This window comes from Pasteuria ramosa (genome assembly GCF_056496785.1).
In genome coordinates, this window is record NZ_CP143099.1 from 1,212,380 (window position 1) to 1,237,869 (window position 25,490).

General features: G+C 30.1%; 21 protein-coding genes. 15 read left to right on the top strand and 6 right to left on the bottom strand.

Annotation, left to right across the window (positions count from 1 at the left end; all coding sequences use genetic code 11):
- The first annotated feature begins 123 nt into the window (after positions 1–123).
- The 8 genes from VS182_RS05260 (at position 124) to rplT (ending at position 7,623) form a co-directional block, all read left to right on the top strand.
- Positions 124–948 (top strand): cytochrome c oxidase assembly protein, encoded by an 825-nt coding sequence (locus VS182_RS05260; RefSeq protein ID WP_479489000.1) that lies wholly within the window; start codon positions 124–126, stop codon positions 946–948.
- Positions 949–1,104: 156 nt separating this feature from the next.
- Positions 1,105–1,959: a dTDP-4-dehydrorhamnose reductase gene (gene rfbD / locus VS182_RS05265; protein ID WP_479484122.1), complete on the top strand. Its 855-nt coding sequence runs from the start codon at positions 1,105–1,107 to the stop codon at positions 1,957–1,959.
- Between the two features lie 19 nt (positions 1,960–1,978).
- Complete coding sequence (locus VS182_RS05270; RefSeq protein ID WP_479484123.1) at positions 1,979–3,043, top strand: M42 family metallopeptidase; 1,065 nt, start codon at positions 1,979–1,981, stop codon at positions 3,041–3,043.
- A gap of 95 nt (positions 3,044–3,138) precedes the next feature.
- Positions 3,139–3,801 carry a polysaccharide deacetylase family protein gene (locus VS182_RS05275; protein WP_479484124.1) on the top strand — a complete coding sequence of 221 codons (663 nt, stop codon included), beginning with the start codon at positions 3,139–3,141 and terminating at the stop codon, positions 3,799–3,801.
- Positions 3,802–4,240: 439 nt separating this feature from the next.
- Positions 4,241–6,163 carry a threonine--tRNA ligase gene (thrS, locus tag VS182_RS05280; protein WP_479484125.1) on the top strand — a complete coding sequence of 641 codons (1,923 nt, stop codon included), beginning with the start codon at positions 4,241–4,243 and terminating at the stop codon, positions 6,161–6,163.
- Positions 6,164–6,480: 317 nt separating this feature from the next.
- Positions 6,481–7,044 carry a translation initiation factor IF-3 gene (gene infC / locus VS182_RS05285; protein ID WP_479489047.1) on the top strand — a complete coding sequence of 188 codons (564 nt, stop codon included), beginning with the start codon at positions 6,481–6,483 and terminating at the stop codon, positions 7,042–7,044.
- Positions 7,045–7,046: 2 nt separating this feature from the next.
- Positions 7,047–7,247 carry a 50S ribosomal protein L35 gene (rpmI, locus tag VS182_RS05290; protein ID WP_479484127.1) on the top strand — a complete coding sequence of 67 codons (201 nt, stop codon included), beginning with the start codon at positions 7,047–7,049 and terminating at the stop codon, positions 7,245–7,247.
- A gap of 22 nt (positions 7,248–7,269) precedes the next feature.
- A complete protein-coding gene (rplT, locus tag VS182_RS05295) occupies positions 7,270–7,623 on the top strand; it encodes a 50S ribosomal protein L20 (RefSeq protein ID WP_479484128.1) in 354 nt (117 codons plus the stop codon).
- A gap of 631 nt (positions 7,624–8,254) precedes the next feature.
- Here the strand turns inward: rplT and VS182_RS05300 are convergent.
- The 3 genes from VS182_RS05300 to VS182_RS05310 form a co-directional block, all read right to left on the bottom strand.
- Positions 8,255–9,415 carry a hypothetical protein gene (locus VS182_RS05300; RefSeq protein ID WP_479492409.1) on the bottom strand — a complete coding sequence of 387 codons (1,161 nt, stop codon included), beginning with the start codon at positions 9,413–9,415 and terminating at the stop codon, positions 8,255–8,257.
- 1,695 nt (positions 9,416–11,110) lie between these two features.
- Positions 11,111–12,217 (bottom strand): CAP domain-containing protein, encoded by a 1,107-nt coding sequence (locus tag VS182_RS05305; protein WP_479492410.1) that lies wholly within the window; start codon positions 12,215–12,217, stop codon positions 11,111–11,113.
- A gap of 836 nt (positions 12,218–13,053) precedes the next feature.
- Positions 13,054–13,728, bottom strand: a complete 675-nt coding sequence (locus tag VS182_RS05310) for a hypothetical protein (protein ID WP_479489006.1) — start codon at positions 13,726–13,728, stop codon at positions 13,054–13,056.
- A gap of 922 nt (positions 13,729–14,650) precedes the next feature.
- Between VS182_RS05310 and VS182_RS05315 the strand changes: the two genes are divergently transcribed.
- Together VS182_RS05315 and VS182_RS05320 are read left to right on the top strand one after the other, a co-directional pair.
- Positions 14,651–15,673, top strand: coding sequence for a thioredoxin domain-containing protein (locus VS182_RS05315; protein WP_479492411.1), 1,023 nt, complete (start codon positions 14,651–14,653; stop codon positions 15,671–15,673).
- Between the two features lie 67 nt (positions 15,674–15,740).
- Positions 15,741–16,166, top strand: coding sequence for a disulfide bond formation protein B (locus VS182_RS05320; RefSeq protein WP_479484133.1), 426 nt, complete (start codon positions 15,741–15,743; stop codon positions 16,164–16,166).
- A gap of 31 nt (positions 16,167–16,197) precedes the next feature.
- Here VS182_RS05320 and VS182_RS05325 read toward each other — a convergent pair whose 3' ends face one another.
- A complete protein-coding gene (locus tag VS182_RS05325) occupies positions 16,198–17,064 on the bottom strand; it encodes a thioredoxin domain-containing protein (RefSeq protein ID WP_479484134.1) in 867 nt (288 codons plus the stop codon).
- Positions 17,065–17,617: 553 nt separating this feature from the next.
- Here VS182_RS05325 and dapB point away from each other — a divergent pair.
- From dapB to panC, 5 genes are read left to right on the top strand one after another with little or no spacing between them, the layout of a single operon-like run.
- Positions 17,618–18,382: a 4-hydroxy-tetrahydrodipicolinate reductase gene (gene dapB, locus VS182_RS05330; RefSeq protein ID WP_479484135.1), complete on the top strand. Its 765-nt coding sequence runs from the start codon at positions 17,618–17,620 to the stop codon at positions 18,380–18,382.
- Positions 18,379–19,623, top strand: a complete 1,245-nt coding sequence (locus VS182_RS05335) for a CCA tRNA nucleotidyltransferase (RefSeq protein ID WP_479492412.1) — start codon at positions 18,379–18,381, stop codon at positions 19,621–19,623. Before dapB ends, VS182_RS05335 begins: the two co-directional genes overlap by 4 nt.
- On the top strand, positions 19,598–20,179 hold the full coding sequence (locus tag VS182_RS05340) for a biotin--[acetyl-CoA-carboxylase] ligase (protein WP_479489010.1): 582 nt from the start codon (positions 19,598–19,600) through the stop codon (positions 20,177–20,179). Before VS182_RS05335 ends, VS182_RS05340 begins: the two co-directional genes overlap by 26 nt.
- Before the next feature lie 13 nt (positions 20,180–20,192).
- On the top strand, positions 20,193–21,053 hold the full coding sequence (gene panB, locus VS182_RS05345; protein ID WP_479484138.1) for a 3-methyl-2-oxobutanoate hydroxymethyltransferase: 861 nt from the start codon (positions 20,193–20,195) through the stop codon (positions 21,051–21,053).
- Complete coding sequence (gene panC / locus VS182_RS05350) at positions 21,037–21,909, top strand: pantoate--beta-alanine ligase (protein ID WP_479492413.1); 873 nt, start codon at positions 21,037–21,039, stop codon at positions 21,907–21,909. The genes panB and panC overlap by 17 nt, the downstream gene beginning before the upstream one ends.
- Positions 21,910–23,404: 1,495 nt before the next feature.
- On the opposite strand, the gene VS182_RS05355 is transcribed toward panC, so the two are convergent.
- Positions 23,405–23,680: a hypothetical protein gene (locus VS182_RS05355; protein ID WP_479492414.1), complete on the bottom strand. Its 276-nt coding sequence runs from the start codon at positions 23,678–23,680 to the stop codon at positions 23,405–23,407.
- A gap of 1,401 nt (positions 23,681–25,081) precedes the next feature.
- Positions 25,082–25,354: a hypothetical protein gene (locus VS182_RS05360; protein ID WP_479484142.1), complete on the bottom strand. Its 273-nt coding sequence runs from the start codon at positions 25,352–25,354 to the stop codon at positions 25,082–25,084.
- Between the last annotated feature and the right edge of the window lie 136 nt (positions 25,355–25,490).

The window sequence follows — 25,490 nt, forward strand, 5'->3', positions numbered from 1 at the left end:
TGTGTTCTGTATTTATTTGCTTATATATATTATGTTTTTTTGGTTTTTCAGAGACAGTTTTTAGCCTAAGTAATATTAAATTAGTCTTTTATTATATATTTTTTATATATGGAGGGATATTTCTTGGAAGATCATACGGGCCATATAGGACATTCTGCTAATGATTTCCCTTTTAGTTTTTCTGATATTTTTTTAGGTTTATTTTTAATTGTGATAGCTTTTTTGTATTATCGTTACAAAGATAGATCTTCTAGCCTAAGGTTTTACCATGTTTTTTCTTTTTATGCAGGTTTAGCGATATATTTCATTGTTTCTATTGGGCCATTAGCTGATTTAGTGCATCAGTCGTTTAGTATCCATATGCTACAAATGAGTATTCATTATTTTATCGTTCCCTTATTACTTGTTTTTGGTTTAACAAACCATGTTTTTATACAAAAGCCGCCTCATTTTTTGCAACGTTTAGTTAAAGTGTTAAAAGTTTTTGTTCATCCATTATTTATGATGTTTTTATTTAGTGCGTTGATATCGGTATATCATATTCCTTTGGTGTTCGATCTTATTATGTCGTCGGCTTTTTTACATATTTTTTCCCATCTGATTTTGTTACTAGTTTCACTTGGTGTATATTTTACTATTTTAGCTCCATTTGGGAATAGGAAATTTGCTCCTTTGTTGCGTATTTCCCTTTTGCTTGGTTACAGTGTTTTGTTAATTCCTGTTTGTGTGCTTATTTCGTTTAGTGATGAATTATTATTTAGTAGTTATCCATCGACGATTGTCCCTTTTTTTGAACCACTTGTTGATCAACGGATGGGTGGTTTAATTATGAAATTGACGCAAGAAGCAGTATATATTATTTGTATGGGTGTTATTTTTAGACGATGGGTTAAAATGGAGCGGCAACAACAAATGTATGAAGAGAAGAATTTATTGAATGATGTTTAGGGTATAGTCGTATTTTGTTATTTTATGATTTTTCTAAATAAAAATGTTAATATATTTATTGATCTAAATGTCTGCCCGCACCTGCCTATTATTTTTGAATAAATTAAACACAAGAGATAAAAAGCATCCTTACTTTTTAGGAGGAATTTTTGTAGTATGCATGTACTTATTACAGGATCAGAAGGGCAGTTAGGGCAGGCTTTTTTAACACATTTTGCAATGGATGGACGTTTTGAGGCTAAAGGTTTAAGAAGGAATGATTTGGATATTACGTGTACGAAAAAGTTAGCGCAGGTAGTTGATAAGGCTTCTGTTAGTGTTATCATTCATTGTGCAGCATTGACGGATGTTGATTTATGTGAATTAGATCCTTTGAAAGCTTATCAGGTAAATGTTGCTTCGACACGTGCTTTGGCTGATATATGTGCTGAACGTAATATTTTGTGTGTATACATTAGTACGAGTTATGTTTTTGATGGTCGTTCTTCGGATGGATATGATGAAATAGATACGCCTAATCCTAAATATCGTTATGGTTCGACTAAATATTTAGGTGAGACATGGGTTGCGCGTTTATGTGAACGGTATTTGGTTATTAGGACGTCTTGGTTGTATGGTCAGCGTAGTAGACGTAGTTTTATCACGCGTTTGCTTCAAAGATCTCGTTTTGCACAAAAGATGCCTTTTTTGATTGCTAATGATGAGTATGGTACACCTAGTTATGCTCCGCATGTGGTTGCTAAGATAGCTGATTTGATTTACGGTAAAGCAAATGGGATTTATCATGTAACGAATACTGGGCGTTGTTCGCGTTATCAGTGGGTTAATAAGATTATGGAGTTTGAACCTTTTAAGTTAGATTATCAAGCGGCTCCATTAATGACTTGTTATAAAAATCAAGTTCAAAGGCCGGCTTGTTCAGTATTAAAGAACAAGCGTTTGATAGATGAAGGATATGGTGTTTTACCCAATTGGGAAGAAGGTTTAAAGGTTTTTTTTACTAGTTCTTAAATTTTGTATTTAAGAGGTGATGGTTCTGAATTGGCAGCGTTTATTAGACTGGACCGAGATAAATGGCGCTCCTGGTTTTGAGGATAGTATGCGCCAAGCTTTTCGTACATCTTTAAGCTGTTATGTAGATGAAATCATTACAGATCGTTTAGGTGGGATTGTTGGCTTAAAACGAGGTGATAAGCAGGGTCCTAAGGTTTTAGTTATAGCTCATTTGGATGAGATTGCTTTGATGATTACGGGGATTGATGAGGTGGGTTTTTTATCTTTTCAACCCCTTGGTGGATGGGATCCAGCTGTTTTACCTGCGCAGCGTTTTCGTTTGATAGTTAGAAGTCAGAAGGAAGGATTATTAGCTGTTGTTGGTACAATACCGCCTCATTTAGGCGGTCAGAATAAAAAGCAACGTTATTATTTAGATGTCGGTGCTTCTTCATACCAGGAAGTTATTGATTGGGGTATCCGTCTCGGTGATGTTGCTTTACCTGATGCTAAGGGTGCTACCCTAGGTAAAGGGGATCGTTTAGTAGCTAAGGCTTGGGATAATCGTTTAGGTTGTGGGCTTGTAATTGCTTTGTTAGAATATTTGCAGAATTACATAAATCCTAATATTCTTTATGCTGGAGCTACAGTACAAGAAGAAGTAGGATTACGTGGTGCGCATGTGATGACTAATCTTATTCGACCTGATGTTGTTTTAGCTGTAGATGTAGGGCCTGCGGGGGATACCCCGGGAATATCTGATGGTAGGGGTAAATTAGGTAAAGGCGTAGCGATTCGTTTTTTTGATCGTCGTACGATTACCCCGCCTTTTTTTCATGATTTTATCCTAGATACAGCCAAAGATATAGATGTACCACATCAACTTTTTTATTCTCAAGGAGCTACAGATACAGGGTCTGCACATCTTGTAGGCTTAGGTGCACCTGCAGCTACGATCGGTGTTTTAGGACGGTATATTCATTCTCATAGTTCTGTAATTGATAAGGATGATGTTGAAGCTGCGTTCAAATTATTAGTAGAGGTTATCATGCGTTTAGATCGTAAACACGCGTTGCTTTGTAATCATTTCTTGCGAAATTAAAAATATGATAAACAGGGTATAGTATAGGAGGGATGATTTGATTAATTTCATAAAGAGGTGAAGGTAGTGTGAGCTACCTGTGCGGGACAATTTTATTGTTTAATTTAATTTTTTTCGGTTTTAATCCTGATATAGCTATTCGTTATTTTCCCACCCAAGAATCCATTGTTTTCTTAACATTTGATGATGGTCCCTCAGAAGAACGGACACCTCGTCTGTTGGATTTGTTAAATAATTATAATATTAAAGCCACTTTTTTTATTACAGGAAAGAATTTAGTCCAATATCCACATATTGCAAAACGCATTTTAGCAGAAGGACATCAGCTAGCTAATCATTCTTTTTATCATAAAAAGTATCAATCTGATACATCCTCAGATGTTTGGATAGATGATATTATAAAAACAGATAATTTGTTTAAAGAACTCGGTATTCCTGAAAGCGTTTACTTTCGCCCGCCATATGGTCAGAATTATCAAGGACTTAGACAAGCTGTAGATATTTTGCATAAAAAGATGATTTTATGGAGTAATGATCCTTCACCCGAACAATATATTATTCCCTTAGATCCTTATAAATTGGTATCAGCAATTCTTAAACGTTTAAAATCAGGTGATATTATTCTCTTACATGATGGTAGACGAAAAGATCCTGATAATTGGTTAGCGGGTTTAAAAGCGACAATTGAGGTTTTGCAAGCTAAAGGCTATCGTTTTATGACGGTAGCGGAAGGTATGCCATATATATCTAGACAATGAATTTTTCCATAAGTTTGTCCTATAAGTTTTTTTTGATCATATTTTTATTAGAAATATGTAATTTTTAATACGTTAAGCACAAAGTAAAAAAAAAGTAAATAGGGGCGTAAACCCTTATTTACTTTTTTTCCTGTATTGTTTTTATTTCCTGTATTGTTTTTATTTCCTGTATTGTTTTTATTTCCTGTATTGTTTTTATTTCCGATTTTAGCGCTTTGGTTTTTATGGTTATTTTGATACAAGTAAATATCTTTCTTGACCTTTATTTGTTTTATTAGTTAGAATAAAAAAGATATTCTTTTAGATATATTGGCCCATTCGTTTATGTATTTTGGCTTTTTTATAAATTTGAGTTTTGCTTTGCTTTCGTTTTTTAATTTTTATTTTGTTTTTATTTTGTTTTTATTTTGTTTTTATTTTTTAGAATAGGAGGTAAAATATGACTTTTAATCTTTATTTGCCTGATGGTTCTCAGCGTGTATATGAGCAAAGACCTACTTTTGGTGATGTTGCAGTGTCGATTGGTAAAAAATTAGCTAAAGAAGCATTAGCTGGTATGGTGGATGATAAGTTGTTTGATTTATCTGCTTATGTGCCTGGTGATGCTAAGGTGCGTATTATTACCTTGAAAGATCCTGAGGGTTTGATGATTTATCGTCATACGACGGCGCATATTTTAGCGCAAGCTTTGCGACGTCTTTATAAGGATGTGAAATTAGGTATAGGGCCTGTGATTGAAGAAGGTTTTTATTATGATATTGATTTAAAATTCTCGATTAATGATGATGGTTTACCTCATATACAGGATATAATGAATGATATTATCAAAGAAGACCATGCTATTGTGCGTCGAGAATTGACGAAAGATGAAGCTTTGGCATTATTTGCAGATGATTATTTGAAATTAGAATTAATTAATGATTTGCCACTTGAAGAAACAATTTCTGTTTATCACCAAGGTGAATTTGTTGATTTATGTAGGGGTCCACATTTGCCTAAAACATCTTATGTGAAGGCATTTACGTTGTTGAGTGTAGCAGGAGCTTATTGGCGAGGTCAAATTGATCGACCTATGTTACAACGTATTTATGGTACTGCTTTCTCGACGAAGAAAGAATTGCAGACATATTTGCATTTTCGTGAGGAAGCTAAAAAAAGAGATCATCGTAGGGTGGGTAAAGATTTACAATTGTTTGCTTTTTTTTCTGAAGCACCCGGTATGCCTGTATACTTACCCCATGGTGTTATTGTGCGTCATCAATTAGAGAATATGATCCGCGAATTACAAGATCGTGTTGGTTATCAAGAGGTTCGTACACCTACGTTGCTTAATGAGAGTTTGTGGGAAAAATCAGGGCATATGGAACATTATGCAGATGATATGTATTTTACGGAAGCTGGCGGTACGCGCTTTGCGTTAAAGCCTATGAATTGTCCTGGTCATATGTTGATTTTTAAGCAAAAATTGCGTTCTTATCGTGATCTCCCTTTGCGTATGTCAGAATTTGGGCAGGTACATAGGAATGAATTATCAGGTGCTTTAGGTGGGTTGTTACGCGTAAGGACTTTTACACAAGATGATGCGCATATTTTTCTCGCTGAGGATCAATTAGAAGAGGAAATTACCCATGTTTTAAAATTGATTGATGAAGTTTATGGTATTTTTGGTTTTTCTTATTCTTTTGAGCTATCGACACGTCCTGTATCTTTTATGGGTGAAGTTTCTTTATGGGATAAAGCGGAATTTGCTTTAAAAAATGTTTTAGATCGGACAGGTACTGATTATCGTATTTGTGAAGGTGAAGGTGCTTTCTATGGTCCCAAAATCGATATTTTTATTCAGGATGCTTTGCGTCGAAGGCATCAGTGCGCTACCATCCAGTTAGATTTTCAATTACCACAGAAATTTGATCTTTCATATACGGGTGCTGATAATAAACCGCATCGACCTGTTGTAATTCATCGCGCTATTTCTGGATCATTAGATCGTTTTTTAGCTATTTTGATCGAACATTTTGGAGGATCTTTTCCTTTTTGGTTAGCTCCTATACAAATTAAGATTTTGTCTATTGCACCATCTGTGATACCATATGCTCAAAGGATTGAGCAGGCTTTTAAAGTATCCCATTTTAGGACAGTATTAGATGCTAGAGAAGAGAAGCTCAGTTATAAGGTTTTAGAAGGTGAAAAACAAAAGATACCATTTCTCATTGTCATAGGTGAAAAGGAAATGGCGCAAAACCTGATAAATGTTCGCCAACGTAAACCAAGGCGTCAGTTTAGTACATCCATTGATGATTTTATGAAGACATTACATTTAATTAATGAAAATAGATCACTATCTGATGAAGATCATTCATAAATAAAGACTATTATTATATTATGTATGTTGTAATACCATTAAGGTATACGTTGAAGCATTAATATGAACGTGTTAGAATAACTTGGAGATTGTTTTGCTTATTCTCGGATTATTTTTGTCTTTTTCGATATATCATCAACTATTTTTTGAAAAATATTAGCCTTTGATATGGTTGGATTTATTTTTTGATGTAATGAGATGTTAAATTAGCTTTTTATCTTCAAAAAAAGGTTAAATTATTTTAGGGGATTGCTTTTTAGCATCCATGTACTTATGTTTTATTGTTTGAATTACATTTTTTCGGAGGTGTTCGGGTTATAAGCAAGGAACAACAGCACCAGCTTAATGAGGCCATACGTGCTAGTAGAGTCCGTTTAATTTCAGATAGTGGTGAGCAATTAGGGATTTGCTCACTTAAAGAGGCATTAGAACTATCTAGAAAGGCCAAGCTCGATCTGGTGAACGTTGCTCCGCAGGCTGATCCCCCGGTTTGCCGTATCTTGGATTATGGAAAATATCGATATGAGCAGAATAAGCGGGATAAGGAAGCACGTCGGAATCAACGCGTAATGAGGATGAAGGAAGTTTGGCTAAGTCCTTTTATCAGTGAAAATGATATTAATACAAAGTTGAGTCAGATGCAGCGATTTCTTTCTAATGGTGATAAAGTTAAGATGTCGATCCGTTTTAGAGGTAGAGAGTTTGCACATCGTGATAAAGGTTTTCCCCTTTTATCAAAAATGGCAGAACTGGTATGTGACGTGTGTGAAGTCGAATGTCGACCTCGTATTGAAGGGCGTCAGATGATTATGATTTTATCTCCTAAAGCGCAAGTGTTGCCTCAGGGTACCAAGCAAAAACGGCCAAAGGAGGAAGAGTAGTTTTGGCTAAATTTAAGATAAAGACACGAAAATCAGCTGCTAAAAGATTTAAAAAAACAGCTTCTGGGAAGTTTAAGCGCAGTTGTGCTGGAACAAGTCATCTTTTAGGTCATAAGAATTCTGATCGACGTCGTCGTTTAAGAAGTGGATCAATGGTTTCTAAGTCAGATATGGGTCGTTTGAAAGCGATGCTACCCGGTTAGTATAGAGAGGAGGTTGTTATAGGTGTCACGTGTTAAAATAGGTAATTTGGCGAGAAAACGCCGTAAACGTGTGTTGAAATTAGCTAAAGGTTATTATGGTACACGGAGTCGTTCATTCAAAATAGCAAAGCGTCAGGTGACAAAATCACTGTGCTATGCTTACCGTGATCGCCGGTGTAAGAAGCGTGATTTTCGTAAGCTTTGGATTATTCGTATTAATGCTGCTGCGCGTCAACATGGCTTATCTTATAGCCGTTTGATTTCTGGTTTGCAAAAAGCTGGTATTTTATTGAACCGTAAAATGTTAGCTGAATTAGCTGTAAGTGACCAAGTTGCTTTTGCTAAATTAGCAGATGCAGCAAAACAAGCAGCATAAATTAAAAAGAGGCCATTTAAATAGGCCTCTTTTTAATTTGCATTAGTTATAATATTATTATGTTATTTATTTTTAAAAACGTCTATGTATTAGTGCTTTTTTAACAATTTTAACAAAAATATAATTTTATATTAGATTGTTCACCTATGTGGTTTAAAATGACTAGAATGTATTTTCTTATATGTAGGATCTATTTCTTCGCGATGTTTAGAAGTATTATGTACTTTTGTTTTCTTAGTGCAGCTTCTTTTAGGGTAATAACTGGTAGATATATAAAAATTTTGATATTTATAAAACTGTTGATATATCGGTTGTTTATATGATGTTGTATTTTCGATTGCTAATGATGTTGAATATCCTATGGATAATATAGATGTTACTAAACAAAATATTTTTTTGTAGCTAGGGATATATTTTTTTTGGTTCATAATAAATTTTTCCTTTTTTATAAGTTTTCATTTAATATATAATAGACAGTATTTATTTTTTAATAAAACAACAAAAAGACATTCTTAAAAATAAACAAGAATTAATTTTTTTAAACTTAGCTAATTATAGAATAAAAATAAATATTAATCAATGAAAAAAAGACCTTACAAGGTCTTTTTTCCTTTTTAGATATATTCTATTATTAATGCCATATTGGAGGCTTTGGTTTACCTATGAAAGCAGCATATGTTCTGTCGCAATCATTAGGAGCGGAACTTTTAGAAATATAAAAGCCGTATTCGTCAGCACTATTCATAATAGCTTGATAATGCCCAGGGCTTTCATGCCACATTTCTAAAGCTTCATACTCAGTCATTGGAGGACCTTGTTTGTATGCTATATTTTCTAGCAAAACGCCATTTAATTCTTTACGGTGTTTCAAGAAAGAATTAAAGAAATGGTTTATTTTATTTGTGAATGTATTACACGGTTTATTTCTATTGTAATATATCTGATATTCCACTGATTTTTTTGCTTCCATATCTAGATATGAATTTCTTCTTGTCAATTGGGGGTTTATCATTCTAATTCCTTTATCAAAAACGTTGTTATTATTGCTATGTTTATAATTATCTCTAGTATGATAAGTGCTTTGGTGTTTTATACCCTGAGTAGGGTAAGGAGTATGTGGTTTTCCCATATCCTGATTATGGTAATATGTATGTGGTTTTCCCATATACTGAGTAGGGTAAGGAGTATGTGGTTTTCTCATATCCTGAGTAGGGTAAGGAGTATGTGGTTTTCCCATATACTGAGTAGGGTAAGGAGTATGTGGTTTTCCCATATCCTGAGTAGGGTAAGGAGTATGTGGTTTTCCCATATCCTGATTATGGTAAGAAGTATGTTGGTTTCCTATACCCTGATTATGGTAAGAAGTATGTTGGTTTCCTATACCCTGATTATGGTAAGAAGTATGTTGGTTTCCTATACCCTGATTATGTTGTGGTTTCATAACCTGATTAGGAACATAGGGATATTTAGGAACTGTGAGATTTTGAGATAGATTGGGGCTTGCATCAGGTTTGTTTTTTGAAAAACCACTATCATGAGATATAAGATTTTTTATTCTTTTTGCGATATATTTTATACCATCATATATTCCGTATTTAGAAAAAGCTTCTATAATAGAAGATGGTTCATTATTTTCTTCCATATTTTCTTCCATATTTTCTTCCATAGCTAAGCTTTTTTGTTGGGTAATATTATGATTGTTCATTATTTTTTCATTAGCATTAGCTATGAAGTTAGTTGTAATCATTAACATCATAATTAATATAATAATAAATTGTTTTATTTTATCCATAATGGGTATCCAATCCTTTTTGTTATTAGAGTACAATATGGTATTTTGATGAAAATAAACTTAATATTCTGAAAAAATATAATATTAAGTTTATGCGATAAATATGATTATAGACTAAAAATAAAGTTTAGTCTATATATATTTTAATCTTTTTAGAAATATATATTAGAAATTATTTTATATATTTATTTAAATATCTTTTTTTGTAAATATTTATATTTGATGTAAAAAATGTTAATATAGTATGAGCGTTATTTATGTCGTTTTTAATATTTTTTAGTTGGTTATTATTTTTTTATAAATTTTTTTTATTATTTTATATTTTTATTTTTAATTTTCCAATATAATAAAAAACATTAACCAAGATGCTTTATAGACCGTCTCTTGGTTAATGTTTTTTATTTTCTTCTTCTTGTGGATAAAAAAGACGATTGGTTTTTAATCCAGCAATCACATTGCAATCTTTTTGAGCATTTGTATCAAACATTGATTTTGCAGTATACTAAAAATCTATCAAAAAAATATATTTTTTTGATATAATTAAGTAAATTATTTAATTATATCAACAACTATATTAAATTTATTATTTTCTTTTGTTTTTTCCTTTGTTTTTTTTTTTTTTTTGAGGGACATATCTTTCTGTAGCGAATGTATATATCAAATCCCCTGTACGCAGCAGCGCTTTAACAACAGCATGACCATAACCTTGTTTTTTATCTAATGAAGAATAATGACAACTAGCTCCTTCTATAGAATTAACAGCCTGTGACTAGGACTTTTTTTCTACAGAGAGTATCGTCAATTATACAAAAGATTGGTTGTTCATTTTTCTGAGCTTACGTCTGGATTTCCTCATAAGAAATTTGACGAACTATTCTTTTTAAAAATTCGTAACACCATTTAACTTTTTAAAGCATATCAATGATGCTTATTATGAAAGCTTTCACGATTAATATCTGTCAATGTACCTTTAAAACCATCAGATAATATTCCATTTAGCATATATTTGTAATATTATTTAAATAAGGCTTGGTAAAATAGATTGATAACTTCCATTCTTTAAAACATTTGCTCAAATTCTCTTTTTATATTAAATTATTTTTATTAGACATCCTTTTTCTACTCCGTTTGGTTTATTTTTGGCAATTATATCTTACACATAGGAGAAATATATTTCTATTTTTATACCTGATTTTATTCTTAAAAGCTAATCTAAAATTTTTTACTGCATTTTCCGGCATGTACAGAGCATTCATTAAACGCTATGATAATTGCTATTTTTTTGTTTAAATTCTTTAAATAGTTTTAAAACATAAAAAATATTGTTATTTTAATCCGGATATATCATAAAGATATTAATAATATATAGATATAATAAAAACATTATTTAGGATATATTGGTAATATATCAAAGGCATGATTTTTAATTTTAAGTTTTTTTAATAAAACTTTAAAAAGAGCTATAAATACCATTTACTAATTGTCTATATCAGTATTTTCGTACACATTCTAAGATTAGTAAAGTATTTTTGATTTTTAAATATATATTTTCTATTTTATATTCTATATTTTATGTTTTGAATATATAAAAGAGAGACTTTTTAAAAGCCTCCTTTTTAATTAATTTATATTATTTCGATTTAATAATAAAATATTGATTAAATTATATATTATAAATAAATTGTTTTCTTTTTATCATTTAGTTTGTTTATTTTTACCGATATAAGCGGCATATATAGTGCCGTTCGGTGCTTTAGCTATATTGAAACCATATTCCCCATCGGTATTCATGAAAGCTTTATAATGACCGTCGCTTTCATACCATCCTTTCAAAGCATCTATTTCAGATTGTGTATTTATCTCGCCGCCTGATTTATAGTATACATTTTCCCACATAGTTGTAACTATTGGTATTCTGTGGACCATCTGACCCTTGCTTATCATATGCTCAACACTTTTTTTGGCTTCAGCGTCTAGATTTGCGGTCCTTTTTGTTATTTTGCTATTTATTTTTTTCAAACCTTCCTCAAAAGTTTTTACTGGAGCTATATCTTTATCAAAGCTTCGAGAAGATTTTTTTTCTTCACCTTTGTTTTCTTCACCTTTGTTTTCTTCAGAGCTGTTAGCAACATTACTTTTGTCTCTATTTGATTCCGATGGAGTATTGTCACCTGGACCATTTTTATTTGTATCTCCATTATTTTTGTTATTTTTATCATCATTATTTATTTTTAGATTATTTTTCATAGTATCTAAACTATCATTTATACCTTTAGCGCATATATTTATAATATATGTTGCAGCTCCAGAGATACCGTCTTTTTTAAAAGCTTCAGGAATAGAAGTTGCTTTTTTGTCTGGGCTTATATTCATTGAATTATCATTAGACTGCGGATTACTGTTAGGGCTCGCTGGTCCCAAGGGATTTGCATTAGTTGCTGTTGGATCAGAGTGATTTTGGACTTGATCTGGTTTATTATTAATTGGGGATTGATTACCCATACTACCAGGCGCTTTTTGTGCCTTAATTGCTGTTGTTACCGGTGCAGTAGATGTTGGTGCAGTAGATGTTGGTGTAGTAGATGTTGGTGCAGTAGATGTTGGTGCAGTAGATGTTGGTGCAGTAGATGTTGGTGCAGTAGATGTTGGTGCAGTAGATGTTGGTGCAGTAGATGTTGGTGCAGTAGATGTTGGTGCAGTAGTTTCTATTGCATAAGCTTGAGGTATAAATGGCATTATCCCAATAGACATAATTGTGATTGAAATAAAAATATTTGTTTTATTTTTTTTAGTTTTATTCATAATATTTTCTCTCCTCTTATGATTTTTTATTTTGATTATACTTATAGTTTTAAATTAAATGATTTTTGTTTTTTTTAATATAAGTTAATTATTTTGTTTATTTCGTTATAGGCTTTCTTGTTAGTCTAGATGCTTTTTTTAAGCTTGTTTTTAGCGTTTTTGCTTTCGAGGTTCTTCCTTTATTGTTTTGTTTTCTATAAGCTGCGTTTTAAACTAACTTAATAATGTTTTTTCAATATATATTACCTACATATATTATCGAGATTTTTTATAAGAATCTATATATTGATTATTTATAAAATTTCATCGATATTGTTTATGTTGTTATCTATATAATACAACATTTCTGTTTATAATTAAAGGTTTTTTAGAGTTTTTAACATGGTATGTTATGGTATTTTTATCTCAGCTTTTTCATTTTTATATATTAATGTTTTTTTAGACATTTTTATATTTATATTTATTTTTTTATATTTTAATATATTTCAATTTGGAGATGAACTTGTCCAGAAATATCAATATAGACGATTAGTAATGGTGTAATTTAAAAACAAAAATAGCCATTATAATAGTTTTTTGTTTATTAAATTAGTTTATTAAACACTATTTAAAATGGGATATTGGACAAGCTATATAACTGTACTTTCCAAAAAAATAGGCCATAATTTTTGATTTTCAAAAATTAAATTAAAAATTTTATTATAATATAAGTTTTAGTATTATGTGTTTATACAAAAGAGAGTTTTTATTTTTAGAGTAATTTAGCAGCCTTATTTTTAATTTATTTATTATTAAAAATATATAAAAAAGAGGCTTTTTAAAAGCCTCTTTTTGAATTAATATTTATTCTTTCTTAAATAGTTAACTTTATTTATATCTTTTATTCTTCCAAAAAAAGCTGCATATACTATTTTGTCAGGACCTGGTTCTGGTTCGATATAGAAACCATAGTCTTCCTCTGTAGCCATTATAATGTCGTTATGATTGGGGCTATTACGCCAGGCTTTAAAAGCATCCATCGCAGATACTTTTGTAGTATTATCGTTTGCATCTAATTTCATATGGAATATAATTTCGGCCTTCTCATTCGTTATTACTTTTACCCTGTGTTCCATTTTATTAATGCTTCTCATATATTCAACTGTTTTTTTGGCTTCTTTGTCGAAATCTTCGATGCGGTTTTTGATGTTAGGATTCACTTGTTTCAAAGCTTCATCAAAATTCTTTTCGTCGCCTATGTTTCTAGAAGATTTACCTTGGTTATCCATACTACTACGTTTTGTTCTATTTGATTCCGATGGAGTATGGTTGCCTTGACCATTTTTATTTTTATCGCCATTATTGTCATTTTTATCATAAATATTTATTTTTAGATGGTTTTTCATAGTATCTAAACCATCATGTATACCTTTTGTACATATATTTATAATATATGTTGCAGCTCCAGAGATACCTTCTTTTTTAAAAGCTTCAGGAATAGAAGTTGCTTTTTTTTCTGAGCTTATATTCATGGAATTATCATTAGATTTTGTATTAGAGTGATCTTGGGCTTGATCTGGTTTATGATTAATTTGTGATTGATTGCAACACGTACTACCAGGCGTAGTTTGTGCCTTATCTGCTGTTGTTACCGGTGTAGTATATGTTATTGTGGGTTCTTATGTTTTTGTTTCAGTATTTTCTATTGCATAAGCTTGAGTTATAAATGGCATTACCCCAATAGACATCATGGTGATTGAAATAAAAATATTTGTTTTATTTGTTTTATTCATAATATTTTCTCTCCTTTTATGATTTTTTATTTTGATTATAATTATAGCTTTAAATTAAATAATTTTTGTTTTTTGTTTTTTTGATATAAGTTAATTATTTTGTTTATTTTGTTATAGGCTTTCTTGTTAGTCTAGATGCTTTTTTTTAAGCTTTTTTTAGTCTTTTTGCTTTGTAGGTTCTTCCTTATATTTTTTGTTTTTTATAAGCTGTATTTTAAACTAACTTAATAATGGTTTTTCGACATTTATTATCAATATCTATTACCTTTATTTATTATCGATATTTATTATAAGAATCTATATATTGATTATTTATAAAATTTTATCTATATTGTTATCTATATAATACAACATTTTTGTTTATATTTAAAGTTTTTTTATAGGTTTTAACATGGTATGTTATGGTATTTTTTATCTCAGCTCTTTTATTCCGATATATTAATCTTTTTTAGACATTTTGATATTTATTATGTTTTTTAGTATTGTATTTGCTTGAATGATGTTTATTATGGTAAAATATGAAGTGCTTATTTAATATAATTATTTGAAATGTGTTTAACATTTTTTGTAATATATTTAATTATTTGTTTATATATTATTTTTTCATTGTTATTATTTTTCTTTTTTTGATATTTTAATATATTTCAAGGTGGAGATGAGCTTGTCTAGGTTGAATTATAAGAAAAAATTACAAATGATGATCATCGGCACCTTATTATTTATTTTTATATTTGTAGGTGTATTTTTTATTTACGCGCCTGATAATAAAGAACCTTCTGTTGATAAAGATAAATATAATGATCATTCTAGAGATAATAAAATGGAATTGCCTGCGAGTTTTGATTATAATTTTGTGCCGTATATGGGTTCTGATGATGCACCTGTTAAAGTTTTGGTTGTTTCAGATTTATTGTGTGAGTATTGTCGTGAATTGCATAGGAATATTTATAGTAAAATTAAAGAAAATTATATTGATACCGGGAAGGTTAAATATTATTTTTTATCACTGAGTTTTTTAACGACAAAACATTATAAGCGGTTTTTAGAAAATAATTTAGATTTTTTGTCTAAGTCACTTTGGCTTCAGGGTTTAAAGGATGAGTATTGGCATTTTTTGTCTTTAATATATAAATCGCAAGATGAATTAAAAATCAGTTATACTGATAAAGAGATTGATCAACTTAAAAAGATAGACAAAGAGTTTTTGGTTTTGGTTGAGCGTTTTAATGATTCTTTTAATAAAATGAAGAAATTAAAAGAAAATGAAGATTCCGGGGAACAAGTTAATGAAGAAGATAAGCAGAATTTATTTAATCAAATGCAGCAATTTAATTTAAGTACAAGTGATCTTCATAAGAAGGCCATGGATATTTTACATAATAAATATATTGTGCCTTTTATAAAAAAGATACGATTGCTTATAGGGCGTGTAGTAATTGATCCAGGTGTAATAGCTACTTTTGATGAGTGGTTTGATCGTATTGAAGAGACAGGTTCTATGGATGCGCCAAATATTAAATATGATCAGGTTTTTGAAAAATATCTTGATGGTTATAAAGCTAATAAGGATGCTTTTGCTAATTTAAAAGAGGTACCTAAGTTGTTTATTGATGGTGTTGAAATGGGAGATAAGCGGATGAATTGGGCTGATGTTCAAAAAGCGATTGAAGATAAATTAAAATAAGTGGTGTATTTTAATGATAACAACATGTCGTTATTTTCTATACAATTATGGGATACTAATTTCTTTTTTGTTTACTTTAATAGCTAGTACGATAAGTATGTACATGAGTGATATCTTAAATTGGCCACCTTGTCATTTGTGTTGGTGGCAGAGAGTTTTTATGTTTCCTATTGTGCTTTTATTGGGTCTTGGTTTTTTTTATAAACAACGTTTGATTGTTAGCTATATTATTTGGCTTGCTACCTTAGGTTCTTCGGTTGCCATTTTTCATCTTTTAAAGATCCATATTCCGTATTTTCGTAATATGGAATGTAAGCTTGGAGATCTTGTTTCATGTTCTAAGGACAAGTTAGCTACTTTAGTTGGGGTTAGTTGGATAACGATTCCATTGTTATCATTGTTAGCTTTTTTATTTGTGATCTTTTTGCTCGTTTTTGCTTTACCAAAGTGTTCAAAGAGATGGAATAAAAAAGAAAAAAAAGAACAGTTTTAACTGTTCTTTTTTTTCTTTTTTATTATTCGATTTATTTAACTTTTTCTTCAAGTGTTTTTTCTACATCTTTTAATTCAACTTTTTTATTGTCAATATAGAAGCTTGGTGCACCTTTTATATGTTTGTTTGTATATTCTTCATCTTTTTTTATGGCTGTTTCAATGTCTTTTGGTATTTCTTTATCGCCTTTATCTAAGAATTCAACTAAGTTTTTAAACTTTTCGTTATTTCTGTTTTCTTCAGGAACGATTTTATTCAGTAGTTCTTTTAGGAAGGGGTATGTTTTTTCTTTGTGTAATTCTTGTTCAATTTTCATGAATTCACTAAATAGTTCTAAAGTTTCTTTTTGTATCTTTTCTTTATTCTCCGGTGTATCACTTGTTTGATTTTTGGCTTTTTGACTTATTTCTTTTATACGGTTATCATTGCGGATTTCTTCAGTGATTTTTTCAAATTTATCATGGTTGCTGTATAAAGCGTCTGCTAGTGGTACGTACAATGATTTATCTATGTCCATTACCATTTTAGCAAAGGTTAGTAGCTTCATATCTAGAGGGTATGATGAAATATTTACAGGGATGATGCAAAGTTTAACTTTTCCTGTATCGATATATTCTTCTTTAATTTTTTTCATTTTTTCTTCATGGAATGTTTTGCACATAGGACAAGAGAAAGAGGTGAATTCTGTTAAGGTTGTTGGAGCATCTTCTTTACCTATACATGTTAACTGTGTTTCATCTACCTCTAAGTTTTTATTTTCTTCTTTTACTTTATCTGTAGATTGAACCGTCTCTTTGGCGCTTTTATTGTAGAGAGTATATCCTCCTAAGCCCATTAAAGATAATAGAATTGTGGTCATGACAAGTGTTTGTAAGTTTTTTTTCGTGAATTTAGACAATATATGCTCACTCCTATCGACTAAGGTTATCTAGCTTGCCTTAATATTTTAATTTTATTATTTTATTAAAAAATACAAAATATTTCTATTAAGTTTTTTAAATTTATTTTTTAAATTTATATTTTTTTGAATTTATAATTAATAAACGGTTTAGTTAGTTATTCGTAAATTTTTAAATAATAAATAAATTTATAATTTAAATTATATCTTTAAATTATAATTAAGTCTATGTTTTGGGCTAATTTTATTTTTTTTCAAACTTCATTTTCTTACATATTAAATATTTGCTTATGATGTAATGTGTTTTTATTTATAAGTTTAATTATTTATATTTTTTTATGATTTTGATATTTTCCTAATGATTAAATTTAATATCTATAATTAATCTTAATAATACACCGGATTAATATAAATGTAAATTTAAAAATATTAAATTTAATTCATATAATTTTTTTGAGATTTTGTTATTTGCACTCATGAGCATAATCAGCTACCATGTAGTTGCTAAGCTCACTTTTTCGTTTATTTGTTAGTGTAAATTTGTTGGTAGAGGGTGTTTGCGATAACGATAGCAGTTGTTTTAGCTGGTGCGAGTGGACGTATGGGAAAGATTGTTACACAACTCATAGCAAAAAATCCTACTTTTAGTTTAGTAGCAGCTGTTTCACCCTCCAAAGCTGGTCAAAGTGTAGGCGTTGAGGGTCTTAAGTTCATAGGCAGTGTAGAAGAAGCTTTAAGTTCCGTAGATTGCGATGTTTTAGTTGATTTTACAATACCTCATTTGGTAAAACAAAATCTTATGTTGGCTTTGCGTCATAATGTTTGTCCCATTATAGGGACCTCGGGTGTAACAGAAGTTATTTTAAATGAATTTGGTGCTAAGTACAAAGATATTGGTTTAGGAGGTATTATTGTACCTAATTTTGCTATTGGTGCTGTACTTATTGGGATGTTTGCTGCTGATGCTGTGCGTTATTTACCACATGTAGCGATTACCGAAACACACCATGATAAGAAATTGGATGCGCCTTCAGGGACAGCTCTCAAGTTGGTTGATATGATGGATGAATCTGGGGGCTTAACCGCTAAGACTTATGATGATAATGGTGTTTATAAAGGGGTTAAGATCAATAGTTTTCGTTTTCCTGGTCTTGTAGCTCATCACCGAATTTATTTAAGTGGTTTTGGCCAGTTATTAACATTGCAACATGATGCGACGCAACGTTTTTCTTTTATGCCTGGTGTAAAGTTAGCGATTGAACGTGTAGGTTATTTAGATCGTTTAGTTTATGGATTGGAGCATTTGATCACATTATGAATGATCATTTTTTTGATGGTGACAAAAAACAGGCTGGGATTTATGTATTAAAACGGCTTGAACAAGCTGGTTTTGAGGCTTATTTTGTCGGTGGTTGTGTGCGTGACATGTTGCGTGGTTGTTTGCCTATCGATTATGATGTAGCGACTTCTGCTACACCTAATGATGTGCAATCTCTTTTTCCGCATAATATACCTGTTGGATTAAAGCATGGTACAGTTATGGTTGGTGTGGATAAATGTTTTTTTGAAGTGACAACATTTCGTGTTGAAGGTGCTTATGACGATAATCGTCGTCCTAAGTATGTAACTTTTGTGACTTCATTGCGTCATGATTTAGCTAGGCGTGATTTTACGGTTAATGCAATGGCAATGGATGTTCGAGGTCATCTATATGATTATTTTGGTGGACAAGTTGATTTAGAACATCGTTGTTTGCGTACTGTAGGGATCGCTGCGGATCGTTTTTCTGAAGATGCTTTGCGTATGGTTCGGGCAGCGCGTTTTGTAGCTCAGTTAAATATGTGTTTGGTACCTAGTGTACAGAAGGCTATTTTACAACATCGAGAACTATGTCGCCATGTTTCGGTTGAAAGAACAGTTGCTGAATTCGAGAAAATATGGCAATCTACGGATCCAGTTTCGGGTTTGCGTATTTTTTTTGATTGTAAATTACATCAAACATTATTGCCGTTTGCTAATTGGCGACTTAAGGATGATTATGGGGATTTATTAGGTAAATTTAGTTTGTGTAAAGATAGTGATGTTTGTTGGGGTTTATTTTTAAACTTATTTTATATTACAAATTTATCTGGTCAGGTAGCGGCTTTAAAATTTTCTCGATTGAAGCAAAAAAAAATTACGTTGCAATGTACGCTTGTACATCATTTGCAACCGTTTACCAAAGACCACGTTCAACCTTTATTGCTTAAATATGGCCTTGCGATAGTCAAAAAAGGGTCTTTATTAGCTCAGGCTCTAGGATTGATTATGTCTGATAATAATATTCAAGAAGAGATAACGACTTGGTTTTTTTTATTGAAAATACATAATTTATCATCATTAGCTATCGATGGTAAAGAACTTTTAGCTCGCTTAAAAGTAGCGCCTGGCCCTTTTATGGGTTCCATTTTACAGCAGCTGTTTTATGATGTTGCTTTAGGTGTTCTGGCTAATGATAAGGATACTTTATTAACTAAAGGAGAGCAATTATATTTTGAGCAATGCTGTTCAAATGCATGATCTTGTCATTTCACCAGCTCTGAAAGAAAAATTGATAATTAGTTATTTGAATGAGGTGATTTCAACCCAAGATACTGTGGTCGATTATTTAAAGCAGCATCATGATGGGCTGAAAAATATTCTTGTGATAGCTAATTATCAAACCCATGGACGTGGACGTCTTGGGCATTTATGGCGTACATTTGGATATACAGCACTTACATTTAGTTTTTCTTTACATCGTGAAAGTGTTCCTTCTACGTGTCATTTACCTTACTATATGGCGCAGATTTTAGCTAAAACTATTATGTTTTTAGTGCAACAAAAAGTCCAAGTTGTTTTTCCGAATGACTTGTATATGAACTATAAGAAGGTAGCCGGTATATTGGTTGAGCTCAAAGGGCTTTTTTATATTATCGGTATCGGTTTAAATGTGACAACTACAGAACATGCGCTCGCTATGGTAACAGACAAACCAATATCTTCTTTGTGGATGGAAACAAAGCATGTAAACTGCTTACGTGGTTTGCTTTTAAGTCATTTTTTACAGACATTAGATGATGATATATGTTTATAATGGGGGATGAAGTTTGGCAAAACGTTTAAGCGTACGTTCGTTGGCTCAGATGTTTGTTGATAAAGTACCGATGACGATGTTAACAGCTTATGATATGCCTATGGCTTTTTTTGTCGATCGTGCAGGAATTGATATTATTTTAGTTGGTGATTCATTAGGTGCGGTGGTTTTAGGTTATGAGACAACTGTACCTGTGACCATGTCTGATATGCTCCATCATACAAAAGCTGTTGTTCGTGGTAGTCATCGTGCTTTTATTGTGGCAGATTTACCTTTTGGACAAGCCCATTTAAGTACGGACTGTCTATTGCAACAGGCAAGTAGTTTGCTCCAAGAAGGCGGAGCGATGGCTGTTAAAATAGAGGGTTTCACAGATCATTTATTTAATAATATTAAGCGTTTAGTTGAAGCTGGTATACCGGTAATGGGCCATTTAGGACTTTTGCCGCAGTCGATTAATAAGCTTGGGTCATATTTGGTTTCAGGTAAAAGTGTGGAAGCAGCTGAAAAGTTAATCTATGAAGCACATCATTTAGTTAAAGCTGGGGTATTTGCAATTGTTTTAGAATGTGTTCCTGAATTATTAGCTAAACATATCGCAGAAAATATTTCTGTACCTGTTATAGGTATTGGATCGGGTCGATTTTGTCATGGTCAAGTATTGGTTTTGCATGATTTACTTGGTTTGACGGTTGGGCATGTGCCTTCTTTTGTTAAGCAATATGCTCAACTAGGTGATATGATTGATGTTAGTGTTAAAAATTATATTAAAGATGTAAAGAACGGATCTTTCCCTTTGGAAAAACAAGGGTTTGCTCTACCTGATGAAGTTAGGATAGCTTTAAAAATAAAGATGCATGGAAGTGAGGCGTGATCTTTTGCAATTTTGTGAAGATATTTTATCTTTTAATAAAAATATGACATGGCGTCATAAAGATATAAGTGTTGGTTTTGTACCTACTATGGGTGCATTACATAAAGGACATTTGTCTTTATTAAAAAGAGCACGTCAAGAAAATGATTTAGTCGTCCTATCGATTTTTGTTAATCCATTACAATTTGGTTCTGGTGAAGATTATCAAACATATCCACATTGTTTACAGCGTGATTATGATCTAGCTATTTCCATGGGCGTAGATATTTTATTTGTACCGAAGCAACAAGATATCTATGGTTTAAATTTTGCGACCACGGTTCATGTTGAAGGTGCGGCAGAAGGTATGTGTGGTGCGAAAAGAAAGGGTCATTTTGATGGTGTTGCTACGGTTTTATTAAAGTTTTTTAATATCATCAGACCGACGCGTGTGTATTTAGGTGAGAAGGATATTCAGCAACTCGCTGTTGTTAAACAGATGGTACAAGATTTTAATTTATCGGTTGAAGTTATCCCTTGCGAAACAATACGCGAGGTAAATGGATTGGCTTTTAGTTCACGGAATGTATATTTGGCGCAGGAAGAAAAGAAAATCGCTGCCGCTTTTCCTGTTGCTCTAAAACATACCGTCGACATTTATTTACATAGCAAGCGCGTTGATGACTACGTTGATTTAGAACATAGATTACGCGATCGCTTAGAAAGTATCGATAATTTGACTGTAGACTATGTAGCTTTAAGATCCTACCCAGAGATGGCCATACCTGTTAATTTAGAGGTCAGACCTCTTGTTCTCATGGCAGCTGTTTATCTGGGAAAAACACGCTTAATAGATAATATTTTAATAAAAAAATAATTTTTTATTTTATACATTCCTTATATGCTTTTTTGAAATAATTTTTCTCAAGGTTTATTTATATTTATTACAAAATCAATAATTTGCATAATTTTTTTATTTTTTATTGTGAGCTTGTGCCTAAACCTTAATGTAGGTTAGGCTTTTTTCAAGATTGATCATATGGTAAAATTTATAGTTTTAAAAAATGCATAAATTAGCTTAGAAACTAAGGATGGGTTATTGCATTTAAAATATATATAATATTAAAATATCAACAAAAAAATAAGTATAAGCTTATATTTTAGTTTCCTTAATTTATGTCTAATTTATATATTAAAACTATAAATGGTATGTAATTTCATTTAACGTATACAACTAAATACAATAATTTCATTTGTCTTATTTTTTAAATTTCGAATCTTCCTGTAGGGATAATTCTTAATTATAAAATACTTGTTGCAAAACAGACATGATGGGAATAAATAATGATTATAATATTAAGGACTTGTCCTAAAATATTAATATATCCGAAAAGGTAAAAGTAATTTTTTTTCTATTAAGGTTTATGAGTAATGTTGTAATCTAAACACAAAAATAGACATTATAATTACTTTTAGTGCATTCAATTAGTTTTTTTAATTCTCTTTACATTGGTTTTTGGACAAGTTCTTATGATAGAATAATAAAACTTGGTTTTTTTATTTGATTTTAATTAAGATATCAAAAATAAAAATAAATATTAACCATAATAATAAATATTAACCAACTTTACTAATGGGCTACATTAGTATTATCTTGCACGTATAAGTATTAAATGTCGTTTGGAATCTTTTATCTTTAATTTTTAGTTGAATAATTATAGAATTTTTCTTTTCTTTTTATATAAAAATAATATTTTTTGGCTTAAAATAATTTTGATAGTCTTTTACTCGATTAAGTATTTTCTATTTTTTGTTATTCTATGTATAATATCCATAGAGATGCAAAAGGATTTTACATAGACAATTTTTCTCTTAGATTCTATACCAAATCCTTTTGCTATGGATCTAATTATTTTTCATCTAAATAATTTTTAAAATAATATTTTTGCAGGCGGTTTTTAAATTAATTCTAAAAATAATTATATTATTTATATATTTTATCATGAAAAATATAGTTTTCCATGTTTTTATCGATGTTCATAATAAACATTTTTTGAAGTATTAATATTGATACTATAAAAAACAGATAATTTTTTATAGTAATTAAAAAGGCTAAGCTTATAATTATAAGCTATTTTTTGATTGTTTTTTATATTTCAAATATTGCATTTTTAAAATCCTAATTTATACTAACAGAAGATTTCTTTATATAATTTATTTATTTCTGTGTTAATAGGAAAATTATTAAGTGGCTTCTTTGAGTTTTTATTTTGATACAAAGCAATAGCCATCCAATAATTGAACTTTTGTTTTAAATTTGCGCTATCCTGGTATTTATTAATAATGTCATAAATCTTATCTAAATTTTTAATTTAATTTTTATATATCATATTTTGAAACAATCCAGCTATTTCTTTGTTCTTGTCATTTCCTAGTTTATCATGTAATTGATGGTTAATGATATCTTGAAATACATAAGTTTGGTATTTAATATTATTACGATAGAAAAGATCTTTCAAACCATGATTTTCATTTTCTTTAGATAAAATTTCATCCATATTAGCTACTTGTAGTTTCAAATTACCTAAAATAACCTCGTAGTCATTTATAGCTTTATCTTTTTCTCCTGGTTGTTGTAATTCTCTCATCTTTGTTTATGCTGCTGTTAAATTTGGGGAGATGTTATTAAATAGATTCTGATCTAATTTTAATGTCATATATTGAAAAACAAATTTTTCTATGTGAGGATAACTAGTTCTTTCATTAGCAAATGATCCTGAAGATAAACTACACACAATAAGTCCTAATATAGATAACTTCGCAATTTTTTTGAAATTCAAATTAAATTCCCCCATTTTATGTTTTTATTTAAAAGCGGTACTTGCAAAAACAATAAAAGATTTAGATAGATACTAGTAATTGATTATTAAGATTAGCTTATAAATATATATTACATTATAAAATAGAATTAAATAAATATTTTAAATAATAAAAATATCAAAATTAAGTCTAAAAAATTAAGTCTATTAAATTATATGTTTTATTGTTTATTTACCCAGCTTTTTCTAAAACCGTTGTATAGAGCGTTTAAGAGCCTAATTGAATGCAATAAAAGCGATGATAATTGTTATTTTTTTAAATTATATTAATATTAATCTATTATATTAATATTTAAGATAAATACTAATATATAAAATATGAATTAAAGCGCAAATAAATTGCTAATGTATTTTAGATTATTGCTCTTAATGAAGTTTGAGGTATATCTTAAAATTAAAAATTTTCATTGATAAATATATGGACTTAAGAGACGAAGATATCTTTAATTATTATGCAAACAGATGGGTAATTAAAATATATTTTAAAATATCTAGATTTCACCCTACTTAGAAAGTGTATCAAGAAGAGCTTTATATCTATAATTAATTTTAAAGTTTTTTATAGATATTTATTGTATACATATAGGTGATGTTAATTTTCTAAAGGGCTTTCATAAACATTAGGAGAAAAAATAAGCTGATCTAATTTAAGGTACGATCTATATTTACTTTCTATAATTTATGGAAGGAATATCATCTTTGAATATTATTTTCCATAGCACTGTCGAACTTATTTTATCCCATGGGACTTTTGGTTTAAAAAAGAAAACATTAATATAATATATAATTGATTATTCTATTAAATTAAAAACAGGTATTATAAATCTATAAATAAACTTAATAAAGTATAAATATGGTAATATGGTAAAAAACCTAAAAAGGTTAGGTTTTTTAGGGCTATCCGGAAATATAGTTAAATTGATTAGGATAATATAAATATATAAATTCTGATTTTCAGATAATCACACATAAGTCTTTTTAATTATCTGAAAAATAAAAATTATCTTTTGGTATGAACAAATAACATTCCGACTTAGATTAAATTCAACTTGTTAAGTTCATTTTTAAAAATTAAAAATTAAAAATTAAAAATTATGACCTTATGTGTTTCTAAATTACAGATGTTTAAAAACAACTCCTATTTAATGTTTGTTTTGTTCGATATATTTTTTAATTTTGATAGCGTATGTATACGTTTTCAGGAAGTTTTTTTTTCTGATGTAGACGACCTTGTTGGTCGTATATGTATTCATAAGCTTGGTATTTTTCTAATTCGAATGTTTGTTTGTCATTTTGATCATTAGTGATTTCTTCCTTGTTTTTGGTGGGGATGATAGTTTTTTTTTGTGCAAATTCCCAACCTTGTTGTATAGCGAATGGTGTTGTTTGTGTGCTTAATGCTTCGCTTATTTTTGGTGTATTGACGATATATGGTAGTGACAAGAAGGTTAATGATATTAAAATGCTCGCAACGCCGCTGTTTAAGAGGATGGCTTGCCAGTTTTTAATTTTTTATTCTCCTTACTATATATTTTTTATTGCTTTTTATGGGCATGATATTTTTTTATATATAAATATG